11 protein-coding genes are annotated in these 16,773 nt (G+C 71.6%); 4 read left to right on the top strand and 7 right to left on the bottom strand.

Annotated features, from left to right (window positions below; all coding sequences use genetic code 11):
* Positions 1–54 precede the first annotated feature (54 nt).
* From OG514_RS30735 to OG514_RS30710, 6 genes are all read right to left on the bottom strand, one after another.
* On the bottom strand, positions 55–1,563 hold the full coding sequence (locus tag OG514_RS30735; RefSeq protein WP_266900279.1) for a CdaR family transcriptional regulator: 1,509 nt from the start codon (positions 1,561–1,563) through the stop codon (positions 55–57).
* Positions 1,560–2,696, bottom strand: a complete 1,137-nt coding sequence (locus tag OG514_RS30730; protein ID WP_266900277.1) for a DUF917 domain-containing protein — start codon at positions 2,694–2,696, stop codon at positions 1,560–1,562. Before OG514_RS30730 ends, OG514_RS30735 begins: the two co-directional genes overlap by 4 nt.
* A complete protein-coding gene (locus OG514_RS30725; RefSeq protein ID WP_266900275.1) occupies positions 2,693–4,024 on the bottom strand; it encodes a hydantoinase/oxoprolinase family protein in 1,332 nt (443 codons plus the stop codon). The genes OG514_RS30730 and OG514_RS30725 overlap by 4 nt, the downstream gene beginning before the upstream one ends.
* Before the next feature lie 51 nt (positions 4,025–4,075).
* Positions 4,076–5,425, bottom strand: a complete 1,350-nt coding sequence (locus OG514_RS30720) for an MFS transporter (RefSeq protein ID WP_266900273.1) — start codon at positions 5,423–5,425, stop codon at positions 4,076–4,078.
* A 422-nt stretch (positions 5,426–5,847) separates the two neighbouring features.
* The gene (locus tag OG514_RS30715; RefSeq protein WP_266900271.1) at positions 5,848–6,846 is read right to left on the bottom strand and encodes a helix-turn-helix domain-containing protein; all 999 of its coding nucleotides are present in this window, start codon (positions 6,844–6,846) and stop codon (positions 5,848–5,850) included.
* Positions 6,847–6,983: 137 nt separating this feature from the next.
* Positions 6,984–10,718 carry a S8 family serine peptidase gene (locus OG514_RS30710; RefSeq protein WP_266900269.1) on the bottom strand — a complete coding sequence of 1,245 codons (3,735 nt, stop codon included), beginning with the start codon at positions 10,716–10,718 and terminating at the stop codon, positions 6,984–6,986.
* Positions 10,719–11,370: 652 nt separating this feature from the next.
* Here OG514_RS30710 and OG514_RS30705 point away from each other — a divergent pair.
* Positions 11,371–12,729 carry a chloride channel protein gene (locus tag OG514_RS30705; RefSeq protein WP_266900267.1) on the top strand — a complete coding sequence of 453 codons (1,359 nt, stop codon included), beginning with the start codon at positions 11,371–11,373 and terminating at the stop codon, positions 12,727–12,729.
* Positions 12,730–12,929: 200 nt separating this feature from the next.
* On the opposite strand, the gene OG514_RS30700 is transcribed toward OG514_RS30705, so the two are convergent.
* Positions 12,930–13,259: a hypothetical protein gene (locus OG514_RS30700; protein ID WP_266900265.1), complete on the bottom strand. Its 330-nt coding sequence runs from the start codon at positions 13,257–13,259 to the stop codon at positions 12,930–12,932.
* Between the two features lie 476 nt (positions 13,260–13,735).
* Here OG514_RS30700 and OG514_RS30695 point away from each other — a divergent pair, with 476 nt between their 5' ends.
* From OG514_RS30695 to OG514_RS30685, 3 genes are all read left to right on the top strand, one after another.
* On the top strand, positions 13,736–14,710 hold the full coding sequence (locus tag OG514_RS30695) for a hypothetical protein (RefSeq protein ID WP_266900263.1): 975 nt from the start codon (positions 13,736–13,738) through the stop codon (positions 14,708–14,710).
* A 53-nt stretch (positions 14,711–14,763) separates the two neighbouring features.
* The gene (locus OG514_RS30690) at positions 14,764–15,006 is read left to right on the top strand and encodes a hypothetical protein (protein ID WP_266900261.1); all 243 of its coding nucleotides are present in this window, start codon (positions 14,764–14,766) and stop codon (positions 15,004–15,006) included.
* A gap of 321 nt (positions 15,007–15,327) precedes the next feature.
* Positions 15,328–16,764: a DUF2252 domain-containing protein gene (locus OG514_RS30685; RefSeq protein WP_266900259.1), complete on the top strand. Its 1,437-nt coding sequence runs from the start codon at positions 15,328–15,330 to the stop codon at positions 16,762–16,764.
* Positions 16,765–16,773 lie beyond the last annotated feature (9 nt).

Here is a 16,773-nt window from a genome sequence, read left to right as displayed (position 1 = left end):
CCCTCGGCGACCGGGCCCTCCCCGTGTGGTGGCGCGTTCGTCGCCGCTTCCCACTCAGGACTCGGTCAGCAGGACACGGCAGGCCAGGTGCAGGGCGAGTCGCTGGGCGGGGTCCTCGGGGTCGAAGCCGAGCGAGCGGATGCGTTCCAGTCGCGCCGCGACCGTGTTCCGGTGGACACCGAGGATCTCCGCCGCGGCCGAGGGGGCGGCACCCTGGTCCAGGACGATCGCCAGCGTCCGCAGCAGCGTTCCGTCCCGGTCCGCGGCGAGCAGCGGGGCCAGTACGACCTCGGCAGGCCGCCGTAGCGCCTCCGCGGGCAACGCGGACAGCAGTTGGGCCGGCCCCATACGGTCGGCGCGGACCACCGACCCGGGTACGGCGGCGACGGCCGCAGCGGCCCTGGCGTCGGCGAGCGCCACGCCCAGCGTGCCGGTGTCACCGGCCGGACCGGCCACTCCCCCGGCGAGCGGGAGCTGGTCACCGATCGCCCGAACGGCCGTACGCAGCTGTGCCTCGCCCTGTCGCAGCCACACTTCCGTGTCAGAGGTCGGACTGCCGGCTGCCGCAGAACGCCATGACACCCAGCAGTCCTCGTACGCGATGAGCGGTCCACCGATGCCGTACCTGCTCCAGAGCGCACGCAGCGCGGGTCCCGGCAGGGGCGCGGCGCCGGCGTCCGCGGCGACGGCCGGTCGCAGGGCGAACGCGATCAGAGGCCCGGCCAGCGGCCAGCCGAGCGCCGCGGCCTCGGCCCGGACGTGGGCACTGGCCTGTTCGTCCTCGGAGGGGTGTGTCAGCTGGTGCAGCAGCAACTCACTGCGGCGGTCCAGCTGTTCCTCCGCGAGGCGGCGAGTGGCGGCCCATGCGGTCAGCGGGGGTACCGCCATCCGCAGGACTGATTCGACGGTCGCTGCCCAACCCGCCTCCTTGGAGCGGGAGTCGGCTACGAGAACCGCGAGCGGGTGCCCGTCGGGCCCCGGCACGTCCAGCCGCACCGGGTGCTCGGAGTCGACTGCGGCCCGCCGCCCGGCCAGCATCCCGCCCACCGGATCCGTGAGGGCCAGGGATGTCGAGGGCAGCGCCGCGTGCAGCGCGGCCAGTACGCGCTCGACGTGCGGGCCGGCGGCGGCGAGGCGCTGAGCGGCGTCGGCCAGCAGTGCGGTCCGGCCGGCGTCGGGCCGGGACACGGCGGAGGCGATCCTTACGGCACCTTCCAGCGCGTCGCCGCCGATCAACAACAGCGGAACGCCGAGGCGGTCCGCGAGTGCGCCCGGCGGATGCACGGCCACCGCCGTCTCGGGTACGACCACGCAGGCGGCCGCCTGCTCCCAGGCCTTGCGCAGGGCCATCTCCACGATCCATCCCGACCGGGCCGGCGCTTCGGTGAGGACGACCGCGGTGTGCGGACGCAGGTTGTCGAGGGCATCACGCCGGTCGACGATGCGTACGTCCAGGACCTGGGCGTCGCGCCCCCTCGTGCCGAGTATGCGTACGCCGGGCAACGGACCGTACTGCACCAGCTCCGCGACGGTCATGGGCGCGGACAGGTCGGGACGTCTCACCACCGGGTCTCCTCGGGTCGTTCCGCGTCCGGGTGTTTCACCCGCCGCGCATCCGGTTCAAGATCCGGGCTCAGCAGGATGAGCCCACCGGCAGCCGCCAGTCGGCGGCCTTGCGGGGAGTGCCAGGCGGGCGCGGCGGGGATCACGACGATCTCCACCTCGACGCCGGGAATGGCACGTTCGACGTCCAGCACCCGCTGGTCGGCTGCCGACAGCATCAGGATCTGGTCCGGCGCGGCCGCGGCCGGTGCGCCGTCGGCGAGGACCAGCAGCACCTCGTTGTGTGCTTCCAGGCGGAACCGTCTGTGCAGGCCCTCGGTCTCGGAGACGACCACACTGGTCGGCCGGGAGGGCAGCGCCGTGCCCCCGGCGGTGTCCGGTCCCGGCGTCGCCGGGTGCTCCACGGCGGTGATCCGCCCGATGCCCAGTCGACGTGGCTTCGGCTGCCACAGCGCGAAGGGGTCACCATGGCTCGGGCGCCCCGCCGCCAGGGCCCGGCTCACGGTGCCGGGAACCACGGCGGCCGCGAGTCGTGCGCCGTCCATGGCGTAGCAGGCGGCGACCGCCCAGCCTCCGGCCGCGAGGACGAGCGGCCGTACGAGCTCCTCCACACGACTGCCGGCGGCCTCCACGACGACCACGTCCCCGGCGGGCGTGGCCAGGGCGACCGGGGCGACATCGACCCCCGCGATGGTGAACGTGGTCTGTTCCAGCAGGGGGAGCACTCGTCCACAGCCGTCCCCGTCCACCAACGGCAGCCCGCAGGACGCCGCTGTGACGACTGCGAGCAGGGCGTTCTCGGCCGCGGTGTTGAGCGGCACGACGGCGTCCGCCGTCCTGCCCAGGCGGCGCTCCAGCGCCCGGACCGCCCGGCGCGGCTCCTCGCCCGTGGGCAGCTGCTCGGCGAGCGCGGCCGAGGAGCCGAGCAGGCTGACCGTGACGCACATCCGCTCGGATCCCAGGTCGCCGGGGCGGATCAGTGGCACCGGCCCGTGCTCCGCGATGGACGCCCGCGCCCAGTCGAGGCTCGCCCGGTACGAGGAATGCTCTGCGCCGGCTGCGAGTACCAGCGCCCCCTGGGCGAGATCCTCCAGCCGTGTGGCGTCCAGCGCGGTCTCCTCCCCGGGCGTCATGTGCGGCGACCACGGGTCATGACGGGATTCCCCGAGGGGGATCCGACGGCGCGGACGCGGAGGCGGTGAACGCCCTCGGGCAGGTAGGACACGGGGGTGTGGGCGGCGAACGCGACGCGGGCGGTCGCCGGGGCGGCACCGGCGGCGACGACCCTGGCCAGGGCCTGGTCACCGGCGAGCCCGAGGAGCCGGTCGAGTTCGTCGCGGCCCTCGGCGACGGCGACCTGATCGACTTCGGCGACGATGTCCGAGCGGGCGGCTCCGTAGGCCGCGGCGGCGATGGCGGCCGCCGGATCCTGGGCGCGGACGGGCACCAGCCCGCAGTCGCCGCCCGCCGCGAGGAGCACACCGCCGGGGGCCCGTCGCCGGACTCTGGCCACCAGTTCGGCGACCTGCTCGGTGCCGGTCAGGACCAGGTCGGCGCGAGGCAACACGTCGGTGCGGATGCGGGCCAGGTCCAGGTCGACGCCGCCGAGCCCGGGGCCGGCGTCGGAGCTTTCCGCTTCGCCGTCGGTGACGCTCGCGCACCGGAATTCCAAGGCCCCGGCGTCGACGACCACGGCGCGGTCCGCCCCGGCTGCGAGCGCGGCACCCCGCACGGCGCTCGCCGTGGTCGAGGCGATGGCGAGGACCGGGTAGCGGCGGAAGTACGCGACGGAAACGAGTCCGCCGGTATTGCGGGCCAGGTGCAACGGCGCCCGGAGACCGCCGACGCGCAGCGCGCGTTCAGCCGTATCGCTCACACGTGCCGCCCACGGCCGCAGGGCGGCGTTGAGGACGCCGGTGTTCTCACGTTCCCGCAGCCCCGACCGCCCGAGCTCGTGCGACAAGGTGATCTCCGCGCCGGGCACGGCTTCGGCGATGACCTCGGCGGCGGCAAGCTCCGGGTCGGGGCGGGTCAGCGCGCCGGCCGCCGCGACCGAGAAGGCGGTGACACCGGCGTCGGCGGCCCGCCGCGCGAAGTCCGCGACTGCTGTCCGGTCGAGCGGGGCCAGTTGCCGCCCGGTGAGCGCGGATCCGCCCGGGACGACCGCGTGGAGCGGCCCTACTTCGCGGGCGGCCTGCGGAGGCCAGTCCGCGAGCGGCCCGAGCGACGGATGGCTGGGCGGGGCGATCCGCAATGCGGCTACCGGTCGCAGCCGCGACGGACGGCGCTCCAGGTCTGTGGTGAGGCCGACGGCGTCCACCTCACCGATCCGGTCCCCGGGCAGCGCGGCGAGCACCGCGCGCAGACACTCACCGAGGCCGGGAACGCTGTCCACCACCGCGCGCGCCACCGTCTGACCGCCCGGTCCGACCAGCACGGCGACGGTGGTGACGCGTCCCACGTCCACTCCCAGCCTCACCCACATGATCCTGTCACCATTCGCCCCTATCTATCACTCCAGATCGCGGCCCTCGGTCTCCGGCAGCGGCACGGCCACGATCAGCGCCACCACCAGGAACGCGGTGATGAACAGCACGGTGGAGGAGAACCCGGTGGCACGCGCCAGCAGGTACCCGACGGCCGACGGAGCGACCGAGGTGGAGATCAGCTGAGCCGCGGTGGCCCAGGAGTAGCCGGTGGCGCGCAGTGCGGTCGGGTAGAACTCGCCGTTCCAGGTGTTCCAGACGCCCCAGGCGCCGAGGCTGAAGAACGACAGGGCGAAGTTGGCGGCGTACAGCTCGGTCAGGCTGCCGGAGTAGGCGAACAGCACGCCGCTGAGCGCGGCGGCCGTCACGTACGGCAGGAAGACCTTCTTGCGGCCGAAGCGCCCGGTCAGGTACGACGCCGAGACATAGCCGGGGATCATGAAGAGGGCGCTCAGTGCGACGAAGCCGAGGCTGCTGGACATGCTCAGCCCCTTCTCCATGAGCAGCGTGGGCAGCCAGGTCTGCAGGCCCCAGTAGCCCCAGTTGAACGCGAAGTTCACGATCAGCATGAGCACGGTGATGCGGAGCAGCCGTCCGCGCAGCAGGGCGAGGGGGTTGCCGGCCCGCTCGGGCTCGACGACGGTGAAGCGGGTGCCCTCGGGAACCTCGGCGCCGAGCTTCCGTAGCACTGCACGGGCTTCGGCGTGCCGGCCACGGGCGGCCAGCCAGTACGGGGACTCGGGCACCCAGGCCCGGATCGCGAACACCCACAGGGCCGCCAGCGCGCTGGCCACGGCCACGACGTGCCAGCCCATCCCGGACAGCGCCTGGGTCACCCCCACGGCGGCGAGCACGCCGATCGGCCAGCCGATCGACAGGTAGACGGCGGCCCGGCCACGCAACCTGACCGGGAGCAGTTCGAGGAAGTAGGGGAAGGTGACGGTGTAGATGCCGGCCAGGGCCATCCCCGAGAGCACCCGGGTGATCATCAGCGTGGTGAAGTTCGGCGAGAAGGCACTGGCCAACGCCACGGCCCCGTACGAACCGAGGCTCCACAAGCACACGGCCCGGCGTCCGATGCGGTCGGCGACCGGCCCCCAGACGAGCGCACCGGGGATCATGCCGAGGGCCACGGCCGAGAGAACCCACCCGATCCGTCCGGCGTCGAGGGCGAAGGCCTCGCCGAGGTCGGCGGAGACGTAGACGAGAGCGAGCTGCTCCCACGATTCGATGACGAAGGCCATGAACAGCGCGAGGGCGATCAACACATGGGCCCTCCCGAACGGCATGCGTTCGAAATAGGCACCCACGGGCTGCGGACCGCCGACCCCGTCCGGGACTCCGGCGGTTCCGGACTGTACTGAGACTGCGCTCATCGGCTGCCCTCCTGGCACTGGTACCGAGACGCACACCATCGGGTTCGGTGTGAATGCGAGGCACCATAAACAGGCCATCACGGCCGGAACCATGCTGCGAGCACAGCCACCCCGGTGATGAGTGTGCCCGGCGCACAGCTACGAGCCAGCGGCACGCGCCTCGGTAGGTCACCTGGACGTCCACGGGTGTCTGTCGGTACGGCTCGAGCACCCCTTCCCGGTCTGCCACGGGGCCTGTCAACCGCTCGGGCGATGCCGAGCTCGTGCATCAGGCGTTCCGGTGCAACGGGCACGGCCGCCCGCCACGCCCGCACGGCTCGCCACGCCGGGCCGCCCGGCGCGACAACGCATCCCTGGTCACGGAGTGGTCGGGACGACCACGTCGGCCCGCACGGCTGCCGCGGTGCGCCGGCGCTTGCCCATCACGCCCGAAGGGGCTCCGCCCAGCCGTTTCGCACCGCGCAGGCCCCGAGCTGCATCCGGGTCCGGACTCCGGCCAGGTCCATGAGATGGCGCAGGCGCCGGTGGAGCGTGCGCGGTGACAGACCGAGTTGTGTCGCTGCCGCCAGGTCCGTCAGGCCGGCCAGGAGCAGCGCGAGAATCCTGCGGTCGAGCTCGGTCGGGCCGTGCGGACCGACCTCGACCGTGGGTTCGGACTCTCCGACCGTGGCCGACAGCGCGAGCGGGTCGGCAGTGCGCCATACCGTCTCGAACAGAGCGTCCAGCGCGTCCAGCAGTCCGCTGCGGTGCAGCAGCGCGGCGCCGGGCTCCCCGTCCGGTGTGACCGCGAGCGGGACGAGGCCGAGGTCGGCGTCGGCCAGCACGAGCTTCATCGGCAGCTGGTCGGCGACGCGCAGTTGCACTCCCCTGCGCAGGGAATCGATCGCGTCGTCGAGGATGCCCGGCTCAGCCAGCACGGCCCGGTCCAGTACCGCCCTGAACCGTACGCCGCGGCCGATGGCCATGGGTTCGGCCGTGTTCTCGTCGGGCGGCAGGGCGACGAACGGTGCGGTGATGAAGGAGCGGACCTGCGTGCGGGCTGCCTGCTGCACCTGGAGGAAGCGATGGCGGATGGCATCGACGCCCGTGACGACCTCGATCAGGTCGCTGATGCTGCTCCCGGTCATCGCCGCCCGGTGTTCCTCGGCGAAGGTCACCAGGGCGTGCTCGGCCATCCGCAGCCCGTCCCGGCGCTGGCTGATGAGAGCGCCGAGCGCCATGGCCGGCGGTGCGGCGGTGAACCGCTCGTCCGCCGACCTGGTCACGAGTCCCCACTCGACCAGGCGGGACAACGCCTTGTCGACGTGCGCGTGCGGCAGGTCGAGCTGGTCGGACAACACGATCGCGGTGGAGTTCGGGCGTCCGAGCAGCGCCCGGTAGACGCGCTCGTCATCGGGTTCGAGGCCCAGGACATCCAACATCGGCGACCGTCTCTCCTCCGCTTGCCGCAGCGGGGAGAGTATGTGCCACGGCGGCAGATTCTGGATAGTCCCTGATGGGAGCAGGTGCGAGGGGAAGGGCCCCGGGGAGTCTCCGCCCCGGGGCCCAACAGTACGGTTCATCGCAGGCCGTACGCCCGGATGATCTCGTTCTTGACGCTGAAGCCCCTGCCCGTCTCGGCGCTCGCGCGGACCGAGACGAAGCCGCCGGGCTTCGTGGCCGTCCTGAACGAACCCGTCCAGTAGCCGTCAGGGCCCTTTGTCACGGATACCTTCCGCCAGGTGGCACCGTCGTCGTACGAGACGTCCAGCTTCACCGTGGTGACGGTGCCCGGCACGGTGCCTCGGCCCATCGACACCGGCTTGAGCGCGATCCGCTGGGTCGCGTTGGCCTTGACGTCGCCGTGCAGGTCCGACTCCAGCTTGTAGTCCAGGTTCAGCACCGGAAACGGCTCGAAGAAGTCCGAATCGACGGTGTCGGACATGAACGTCCACTCGGTATGGGTGCGCGTCGAGAGCCGGAAGACGTCAGCGGGCCGCTCCGCGTCCAGGACGGCGCGGTAGGGCAGGTTGCCCGCCGGCACCTCCACCCACTGCATGTCCGTGCTGTTCGGGTTGTCGTGGATCAGCGTGTCGCCCTGGAAGACCTGCAGGTGGGTCGGCGTCTCACCCCACTGCAGGAAGCCGCCCAGCCGCATGGTGTCGCTGGACGAGGCCCACGCCTGCACGTTCCAGGTCATGTAGTTCTGCCAGCGGGAGTTGTACACGCCGAACGACTCGCTCTGGCCGGGCCTGGTCACCGGAGCGAACCAGTCCAGTCGGGTGGTGCTGCCCTTGGTGTACGTGTTGTCCCCCGACACCATCACCCACGGCAGGCCGCCGTCGACGCCCTGCGCGTGGAACTCCCTCCAGACCTGGCCCGGAGTCACCCATTCGGTGCGGGTGCCCGGGTGCCACTCGCGCTCGGGGAAGTTGAAGGACGGGCTGAGGGTGAAGTCGGACCGGTAGCCCTCCGCCTGCCCGCCGGCCGTGGCCGAGTAGTAGCGGGCGTCGATCCGGGCGAGGTCGTCCTTTGTCGGCTTGTAGACCAGGGCACGGTCCGGAACCTGGCCGGGGTACTCCCGGGTGAGGTCGTAGACGAACGGCGTGTACTCGGTCTGCTTCACGGTCAGCTTGAACATGCCGGCCTTGGCCATGGTGACGAGGGTCTTGCCCGCGTCACGGTGCACGGTGGCGACCGGGATGGCCGACTCGCCGGCGTACTCCATCAGGGGACCGACACCGTCGTTGACCACGATCAGCGCCTTCGCCCCGGCCGCGACCGCGGCCTCGGTGCGCTCCTGGGGCGAGACCTCGTCGCTGCGCTCGATGACGACGGCCTTGCCCCTGCCCTTGACCCGCTCGTACGCGGCCGGCGCACCGTTGCCCGCGTAGACGGCGTCCAGCGTGTCCGTGGCGGTGCCCAGGGCGCTTCCCGCCTGTACCAGGGCCTCGAACCGGAGTCGACCGCCCTTCGTGCTCAGGCTGAGCTGTGGCTCGCCCTTGCGCCAACGGGTGGTCAGCATGAACGTGCCCTGCTTCATCGGCTCCGTCGGCGCGACGTAGACGTCGTCGTACGTCGGCGGCAGCACGTACGCGCTGCGGTAGTCCATGAACGGGTCCAGGTCCTTGTAGTGGACGTTGAAGTCGACCTTGCGCTGGCGGTCCTCGGTGCGCTGCGGCGCCTCGGTCTGCAGCAGGCGTGCCTTGCTCGCGTCGAGCACCACGTCCGCGGCGCCGTCCTTGAGCACGGTCTCCGGGTCGACCAGCACGGCCAGACCCGAGCGGTCCGCCTTCTCGCCGGTCACGTCGAGGTACCCCGCGACGGTGTACAGGCCGGGTGCCATGCGCATGGTGGTCGAGCCGTCGACGTAGACCTGCCACGGCCAGAAGTCGCCGGCCAGGTTGATCGTGACCCAGCCGGCGCCGGGCTTGCCGTCCCGCCCGAGCAGCTTGATGTTCAGGTCGTAGCGCTCCTCCTCCTTGAGCAGCGCCACGGACGTGCGGGTCACCGGCTGCCCGGTGGCCGCGTCGGTGGCCGTCACATAGCCGACGTGCCGGCCGGCCGAGGCGGCCTGCGGGTCACCGGTCACCGGGACGGCGGCGGTGCCGCCCGCCGGGACGGTGACCGTCGTGGCTCCCAGCGTGAACGGGCCGCCGTCGTCGCTCAGCGCCAGGTTCAGCGTGACGTCGGCGGAGCCGGTGTTGGTGAAGGTCAGGTCCTTGGTGACGGCGCCGTCGCTCGGCTCGTGCGGCCACGTGTGGTTGCCGAAGAAGAGCGATCCGGTGCCGCGGACCGTGGTGCGCACGGCGGCGGCCACGTCGAGACGGCCGGTGCCGACCTCGTACGGCGAGTAGCCTCCGTCCAGGCCCTTGGCGGTGCTCATCAGGTGTTCCTTGAGCTGCGCGCCGGTCCAGTCCGGGTGCTGCTGGGCCAGGATCGCCGCCGCACCGACCACATGCGGAGTGGCCATCGAGGTGCCGCTGATGGTGCGGTAGAGGCCCTCACCACCGCCGGTCATCTCCTGCGAGCGGGCCGCGGTGATGTCCACGCCGGGCGCCGCGATGTCCGGCTTCATACCGCCGGAGTAGGCCAGCGGGCCGGTGCTGGAGAAGGACGCGAGCCGGTCCTGCTTGTCCGTGGCGGCCACGGTCAGCGCCGAGGCGGCCGCGCCCGGGGCGGAGATGCTCTCCGGGCCGGAGTTGCCGGCGGCTATGACGAACAGCGTGCCGTACTGGGCGGACAGCGCGTCGACCGACTGCGACATGGGGTCGCTGCCGTCCGTCGGGTAGGAGTCGCCGAGGCTCATGTTGACGACGTCCGCGCCGGATTCGGCAGCCCACTGCATGCCGGCCATGACCCAGGAGTCCTGACCGTAGCCCTCGGCGCCGCCGAGCACCTTGCCGATGTACAGGTCGGCGCCGGGGGCGACGCCCTTGTAGTCGCCCCCGGAGGCGGCGCCCGAACCGACGATCGTGCCGGCGACATGGGAGCCGTGCCCGTTGACGTCGGTGACGGCCTCACCCGGCACGAAGCTCGCCGTGCCGTCGATCAGGCCGGCGAAGTCGGGGTGGTTGACGTCGATGCCGGTGTCGAGCACCGCGACCTTGACGCCTTTGCCGTCGTAGCCGGCCGCCCAGGCCTCGGGCGCGCCGATCAGCGGCACGCTCTCCTTCAGACTGGCCTTCACGCGACCGTCGAGCCACAGCTTCGCCACGCCCGCGCCCAGCGACGGGCTGCCCTGCGGCGCGACGGTGTTCCAGAAGGTGCGGGTCTGCCGCTTCTCCGTGCTGAGCGCGGCGCCTCGGATGCCCTTGAGCTTTCGGGTCAGCCTGCTGCCCCGGGGAGCCGTGGGCTCGACGGCCGCGCGGGACTTCGGCTGGGTGTACGTCGCGATCAGCGGTACCTCAGCCGATTTCGCGTCGTCGTAGCCCATCTCGATCAGGTCGGTGACGTTGAACAGCCGTCGGTCCAGCGTGTCCGTGTCCAGCAGCGGCGCCGCCTCGTCCGGGATGACGAAGAGGTCGCCCTTGATCTCCTGGAGCTTCACGCCGCCGACGGCGCTGTCGGGCCGGTCGACCTCGGCGATCTGCCTGCCGTCGGCCGTCGTGGTGACGGTGACGACGTCGCCTGTGACCAGGGTGACCTTGTGGGTCACCGAGGGCTTGGCAGGAACGGTGGGCTTGCTCGGAGTGGCTTGTGCGGGCGCTTGCAGGACCGCAAGCCCCGACGCCAGCAGCGGCACCGCGGTGGCAACCGAGATCAGCCGCCAGCGGCCGCGCCGGAAGGCGGAAGCATGAGAGGGGGAAGACATGCCATGGGTCTATCGACCCGTGAACGCCGTCGTGAAGGCCTCACGACGGCAAGTCCTCGCCATGGCAAAGGCTTGCCAGCCGTGAATCGTGGGATTCCGGACGAAGCATGACGAGCCCCGGGCGGGCGTCCTGCGGTGCCCCTCCATGCCGCCGACCTGGCGACGGACGCCCACAAGACGTTGAACGTCCCCTACGACTGCGGGCTCGCGATCGTGCGCGAACGGAACGTGACAGAGTCGCCGCAACGGCGAGGGGCCTCGACGGCTGAGACTTGAACATGTTCAAACCCCATGACAGGGTACGGCGAGGGTTCTTGAGAGAACCGGTCGCGGACGCGCCACGGGGAACCCGCAAGGGGTGGAGTGTGTTGCGTTACCGCCGTACCGCGCACGTCATCCTGGGTGCTGTCCGCGTGGGCCTCGACCCGCCGCGTACCCCCATCCCCGGGGCGGAACCGGCTCACCGACGGCGCAGGCCCCATCGGGTGAGCCGCCCGACGAGGACCTCGGTCCGCCTGAACGACCGTCACTCCACCGCCGCACAAAGGCGGTGAGCCCGCTCGGTGCGGTGCCCGCCACGTGATACCACGTCAGGAAGACGCCGGTGAATCGCCGCGATCCCGACGAATGTCGAGCCAAGGAGCTGATGCGCATGTCGGCCGACAGTCCCGTCGGAGCACCGGGCAAGCCGCCGCCGGATCCCTTCGCCCTGGTCAGGACCCGCGGTTACGTCGGGCTCCTGGTCATGGCGGCGGCGCTCGGAGTGCCGATCTCCGCAGCCGCGTACGGCTTCCTCGCATTGGTCGACGAACTCCAGCCGTGGACCTACACCGACCTGCCCAAGGCGCTGGGCTTCCAGGCAACCCCTCCCTGGTGGCCCCTGCCGCTGCTGGGTGTCGCAGGCCTGCTGGTCGGAGCGACCATCCGATACCTGCCCGGAATCGGCGGTCACAAGCCCGCGGAGGGGCTGTCGATGGCCGGCGCACCGAAGCCGCTCGAACTTCCCGGCATCTTCCTCGCCGCCGTGGCCTCGTTGGCCCTCGGTGCCGTCATCGGCCCCGAGGCACCGCTCATCGCCCTCGGCAGCGGCGCGGCCGTCTGGCTCGTACGCCTGGTCAAGCCGGACCTGCCGGAGCGGGGCGGGGCCGTGGTCGGCGCGGCCGGAAGCTTCGCCGCGGTCAGCACCCTGCTCGGGTCACCCATCACCGGGGCGTTCCTCCTCATGGAGGCGTCGGGAATCGGCGGGCCGATGCTCGGGGTCGTCCTGGTGCCGGGCCTGCTCGCCGCCGGCATCGGCTCGCTCGTCTTCACCGGCCTGGACAACTGGACCGGTCTCGGCACGTACTCCCTGGCACTTCCGGAGGTCCCGCACGCCGACACGCCCGATGTCGCCGAGTTCGGCTGGGCACTCGTCATCGGACTGGTGGCGGCCCTCGTCGGCACGGGCATCCGGCGGCTCGCCCTCCTGGCGCAGCCCCGTGTCGAGCGGCGCCGGGTGACCGCCACCGTCCTGATGGGGCTGGTGGTCGCAGGGCTCGCCATCGCCTACGCCGAAGGCACGGGGAAAGCCGCGACCGAGGTGCTGTACTCGGGGCAGACCGCCCTCGGCCCGCTGATCGCGAACAGCGCGGAATACTCCGTCGGTACGTTGACCCTGCTCGTCGCGTGCAAGGGACTGGCGTACTGCGCCTCACTGAGCGCGTTCAGGGGAGGTCCGATCTTCCCGGCGATGTTCCTGGGTGCGGCAGGCGGTATCGCGCTGTCACACCTTCCTGGGCTGGGGCTCACCCCTGCGTTCGCGATGGGGATCGGAGCCATGTCGGTCACCATGCTCGGGCTCCCTCTGACCTCGGTGCTGTTGGCCACCCTGCTGCTGGGATCGCAGGGCCTCACCGTCATGCCGCTCGTCATCGTCACCGTCGTCGTCGCCTATGTCGTGTCGAAGCGACTCAGCCCGCCACCGACCGGCGGGGCGCAGGCTCCCGCTCACGAAGGAGCGCCGGCGCGGTGATCTACCGTCAGGTACACCATGGGCCCGCGCGATTCGCAAGACTTCCCGGGGATTGACACAATCCGCAGCGCACACTCAGCGTGCCTTCCTGGCACCGATCAGTCCAGCCGGAAAGGGGCTTGGCCCCCCTGCCCAGACCCCGGCTTGCAGAGGTGCCTGCGGCGAGCCCACCCCGGCCGAGCCGGGGCGCCCCGACACGGTCAGGAGTACCAGTCGGCCTCCGTCGCCCGCGCCCGCCGGGGCACCTCCCGGGCGGGCATGGGCCTGCGCTCGCCACCGGCGAGCAGCGTGCTGGCCGGATCGCCGCCGAGCATGCCCGGGAGCGTCACCTCGACATCGATGCCGCGAGGCGGGTCGGTGGGCAGGATCGTGGTCAGCACCGTCGTCTGGGCGTGGTGACCATGGGCGCGGGCGGCGGCGACCTGTTTCCCGTCCACGAGGAGCTCCAGCTCCCGCGTGCCACCCATCCGCAGGCCCACGGTGACCGAGCAGCCGGCGTGCTCGCAATGAAAGTGATACTCGCGGCTCATGGTTGCCTCCCTGAAGCGCCCGGCAGCAAAGCCTCTGCCCCTCCATCGTGGCACCGGGTGGTGGCGGCGTCAGCCCTGGATCCCGCTCCCCCGGTCGTCACCGTGATCCTCACCCGCTACGCCACCCCTCCCCACCGACCGCACCACCGTCGCCGAGCGCAGGAGGGCGCCGGCGTCGCGGGGCTGAGGGCGGACGCGCAGCATGGAGGCATGGCTGTACTCCCGCTCCCGGGGAGCCGTTCGACGGCCTGCGTGCCCAGCGCACCCGACCATGACCGGGATCCCGATCAAGTGGCCCTCTCGCAGGCGCCGACCAGGAGAGCTTCGGAACCCATCCGCGCCTGGACCGACGCCGCCACCGCGTTCGCCCCGCATCCACGAAGGATCTCGGGGACAGCGCTGCCCCACCCTGCGGCCTGGGCCGCTTCGCCTACGCTCCCCGGCCGGCCCACGCCCTCAGTACGCCTGGAGCCCGTATGTCCCACCGTCTGCCGCCCGGCCTGCCCCGAACGGCCTGCGCAACGCTCGCGGCCATCCTGACGGCCGTTCTGGCCACCGTGCCGACCGGCCCCGCCCATGCCTTCACCGGCGGCAACCACGAGGACATCACCAGGGCCGCGCTGCCCTGGCAGCCCATGACGCTGACCGAGATGGCCGATGCCCGCGACGGGGCGATCAACGCCAACGACCACCCTCCATACTTCGATGTCGGCCCCCTGCACTGCGACAACGCCGACTACCTCGAGCCCCGCTACGCCCCCGCCTACCCCCGCACTCGGGACGAGGCGACCACCGAGCTCCTCGCGTGCATCCGTACCTCCGTAACCCGCTTCCGCAACGCGGTCGAGGCCGCCGACGGCCTCGTCGACGCCCACGGCAAGGTGCGCGCCGACCAGAGTGACCTGTCCTCGCACTGCACATGGGACAAGAAACCCCAACGGGCCAAGTGCGACGTCCTCGAACAGCTCGGCCGCGGCTGGCACCAGATCGAGGACTTCTACTCTCACTCCAACTGGACGGATCGGGCCGCCCCTGGTCAGGTCGGGCTCGAAAACCCACCCGGACTGGAGCGCACCGAGGTCGCGCCGTTCCTCGCCATGGGCCGCTACAGCGCCATGAAGGACGCCGACTGGACCCGGGACGCGCGCGCCCTCATTCCCCTCGACCTCACCACAGGCTGCTACACCGATGTCGATTCGACGGGTGTCAAACCCGCCGACTGCGACGGCCGCGTCTCCCACAACCGCGCGCTGAACAAGGACACCGCCACATCAGCCCGCTCCAAGACGGACGACAACTTCCGGCACTCCACGGCCGGAGCCACCGCCGAGATCACGCGCCAGTGGAACGATTTCAAGGCCGACCTGCTCAAGACGTACCCCGATCACCGGCGCGGAGCCCAGATGATCTGCGCTCTCGTCCACGACGACCCTGCCAGCGCCTGCCCCTGACGGGCAGGCGCCCCTCGTACAGGCTCCCGCTGACCGAGTCCGGGTCGGTCAGCGTGTACGAGACGGAGGACCCGCTCGCCGACCTCAACGCCACTTGCCTACGGCGCATCGCCCGTCACCAGGCCCGCCCCGCCCCCTCTTCCATGGACAGGATGGAAGCGGCAGGCCGGCCGGGCATCGAACTGCTACGTGCCCTCATCACGGCCCGGCTCGGCGACCGGCACAGCGCCTCCGAACCCTGTACGACACCCTGCACCTGCGCGTTCTGGACTACGTCCGCGCCCACCCTGCACTGACTGGCCACCGGCCGCACCGTCGGCGGGGCGACCAAGCTGCGGTGGCAGGGGGGCCGCCGCCGGACCACAGAGCGAGCCCGCTGCCGTGCCTCCCAGGCGAGAGGCCGGGATGCGACCTAGGGTTGAAGGGAGTTCCGCCACGGCACTCGCCGTCGCCATCGCGGATGCCGAGATCGAGGCCCGGGCTGAGAGCGGACGGCCCGCCCGGCATCGACGCCCGGCGCGGCCCGACGTCGGAGGAGGCTGCCGAGCCGTTCAGGCCCCCGCTTGCCCTGTGCCGGACATCCCGGACAGCCACAGCACCAGGCAGGAGAGTCCTCAATGCCTCAGAACCCGACCTCTGCGATGCGCGCGGCTGCCCACGCCACACCCAAGGAACGCGCGACCCTCGGCAGGAAGGCCCGGCGCCACTCGCCGCGGTCGGGCCACGCCGCGTACAAGCCGTCTCCCGGGAGGACGGATCCCCTGGCGATCCTGGAGGCGCAGTCCGCGGCACGAGTGCCCGAACTCGTGCCGATCCGCTACGGCCGGATGACGGAATCCCCGTTCCGCTTCTACCGGGGGGCTGCCGCGATCATGGCCTCCGACCTGGCCGGCACCCCGCGCTCGGGACTCACGGCCCAGCTGTGCGGGGACGCCCACCTTCTGAACTTCCGCCTGCTCGCCTCACCGGAGCGGCAGCTGATGTTCGACATCAACGACTTCGACGAGACACTGCCGGGCCCCTGGGAATGGGACGTCAAGCGGCTCTCCGCGAGCTTCGTCATCGCGGGGCGGGCGAACGACTTCGACGACACCGAGCGTGCCCGAATCGTCCGTTCGACGGTTCGTTCGTATCGCGAGGCCATGATCCGCTTCGCAGGGATGCGCACCATCGACGTCTGGTACGCGAAGATCGATGCGGATCTCCTCGAGTCCCTGGCAGCGGGCCAGCTCCATGCGACGAAGCACGGTCGGAGGAACCTGGCCCACGCGCTGGCGAAGGCCCGTACCCGCGACAGCCTGCAGGCTTTCGACAAGCTCACCGAGACGGTCGACGATCGGCCCAGGATCGCGGCGGACCCCCCGCTGCTCGTCCCGGTCGGCGACCTGCTGCCGGACGTCGAGCGCGCCACGCTCGAGCGCCAGTTCCGCGGCCTGATCGAGCGGTACGGCCGCACTCTCGCTTCCGACCGGCGCACCCTCCTGGAGGACTACCGACTGGCGGACGTCGCCCGCAAGGTGGTCGGCGTCGGCAGCGTCGGCACCCGGTGCTGGATCTTCCTCCTGCTCGGCCGGGACGACCAGGACCCGCTCTTCCTCCAGGCCAAGGAGGCCGACACCTCCGTGCTGGCCGCACACGTCGGCGCGAGCCGGTACCGCAACCAGGGCGAGCGGGTGGTGTCGGGCCAGCGGCTGATGCAGGCCACGAGTGACGTCTTCCTCGGCTGGGAACGCGTGGACGGGCTCGACGGCAAGAAGCGCGACTTCTACGTCCGCCAGTTGCGCGACTGGAAAGGCATAGCCATGCCGGAGAGGATGCGGCCGAAGGACATGCAGGCGTTCGGCGAACTGTGCGGGGTCACGCTGGCTCGTGCGCACGCGCGGTCCGGCGACCGCATCGCGATCGCCGCGTATCTGGGCGGCGGCGACTCGTTCGACCGAGCCCTCGCCACCTTCGCGGAGGCGTACGCCGACCAGAACGAGCGAGACCACCAGGCCCTGGTGGACGCGGTGCGCGCGGGCCGGCTGCCCGCGGAGGAACTGCCGGCGTCCTGAGCCGCGGAT

Origin of the sequence: Streptomyces sp. NBC_00572 (genome assembly GCF_026341815.1) — a bacterium.
In the GTDB taxonomy this organism is placed as follows: Bacteria; Actinomycetota; Actinomycetes; order Streptomycetales; family Streptomycetaceae; genus Streptomyces.
The sequence above is the reverse complement of the archived record's forward strand: the minus strand, read 5'-3'. Positions and strand labels throughout refer to the sequence as shown.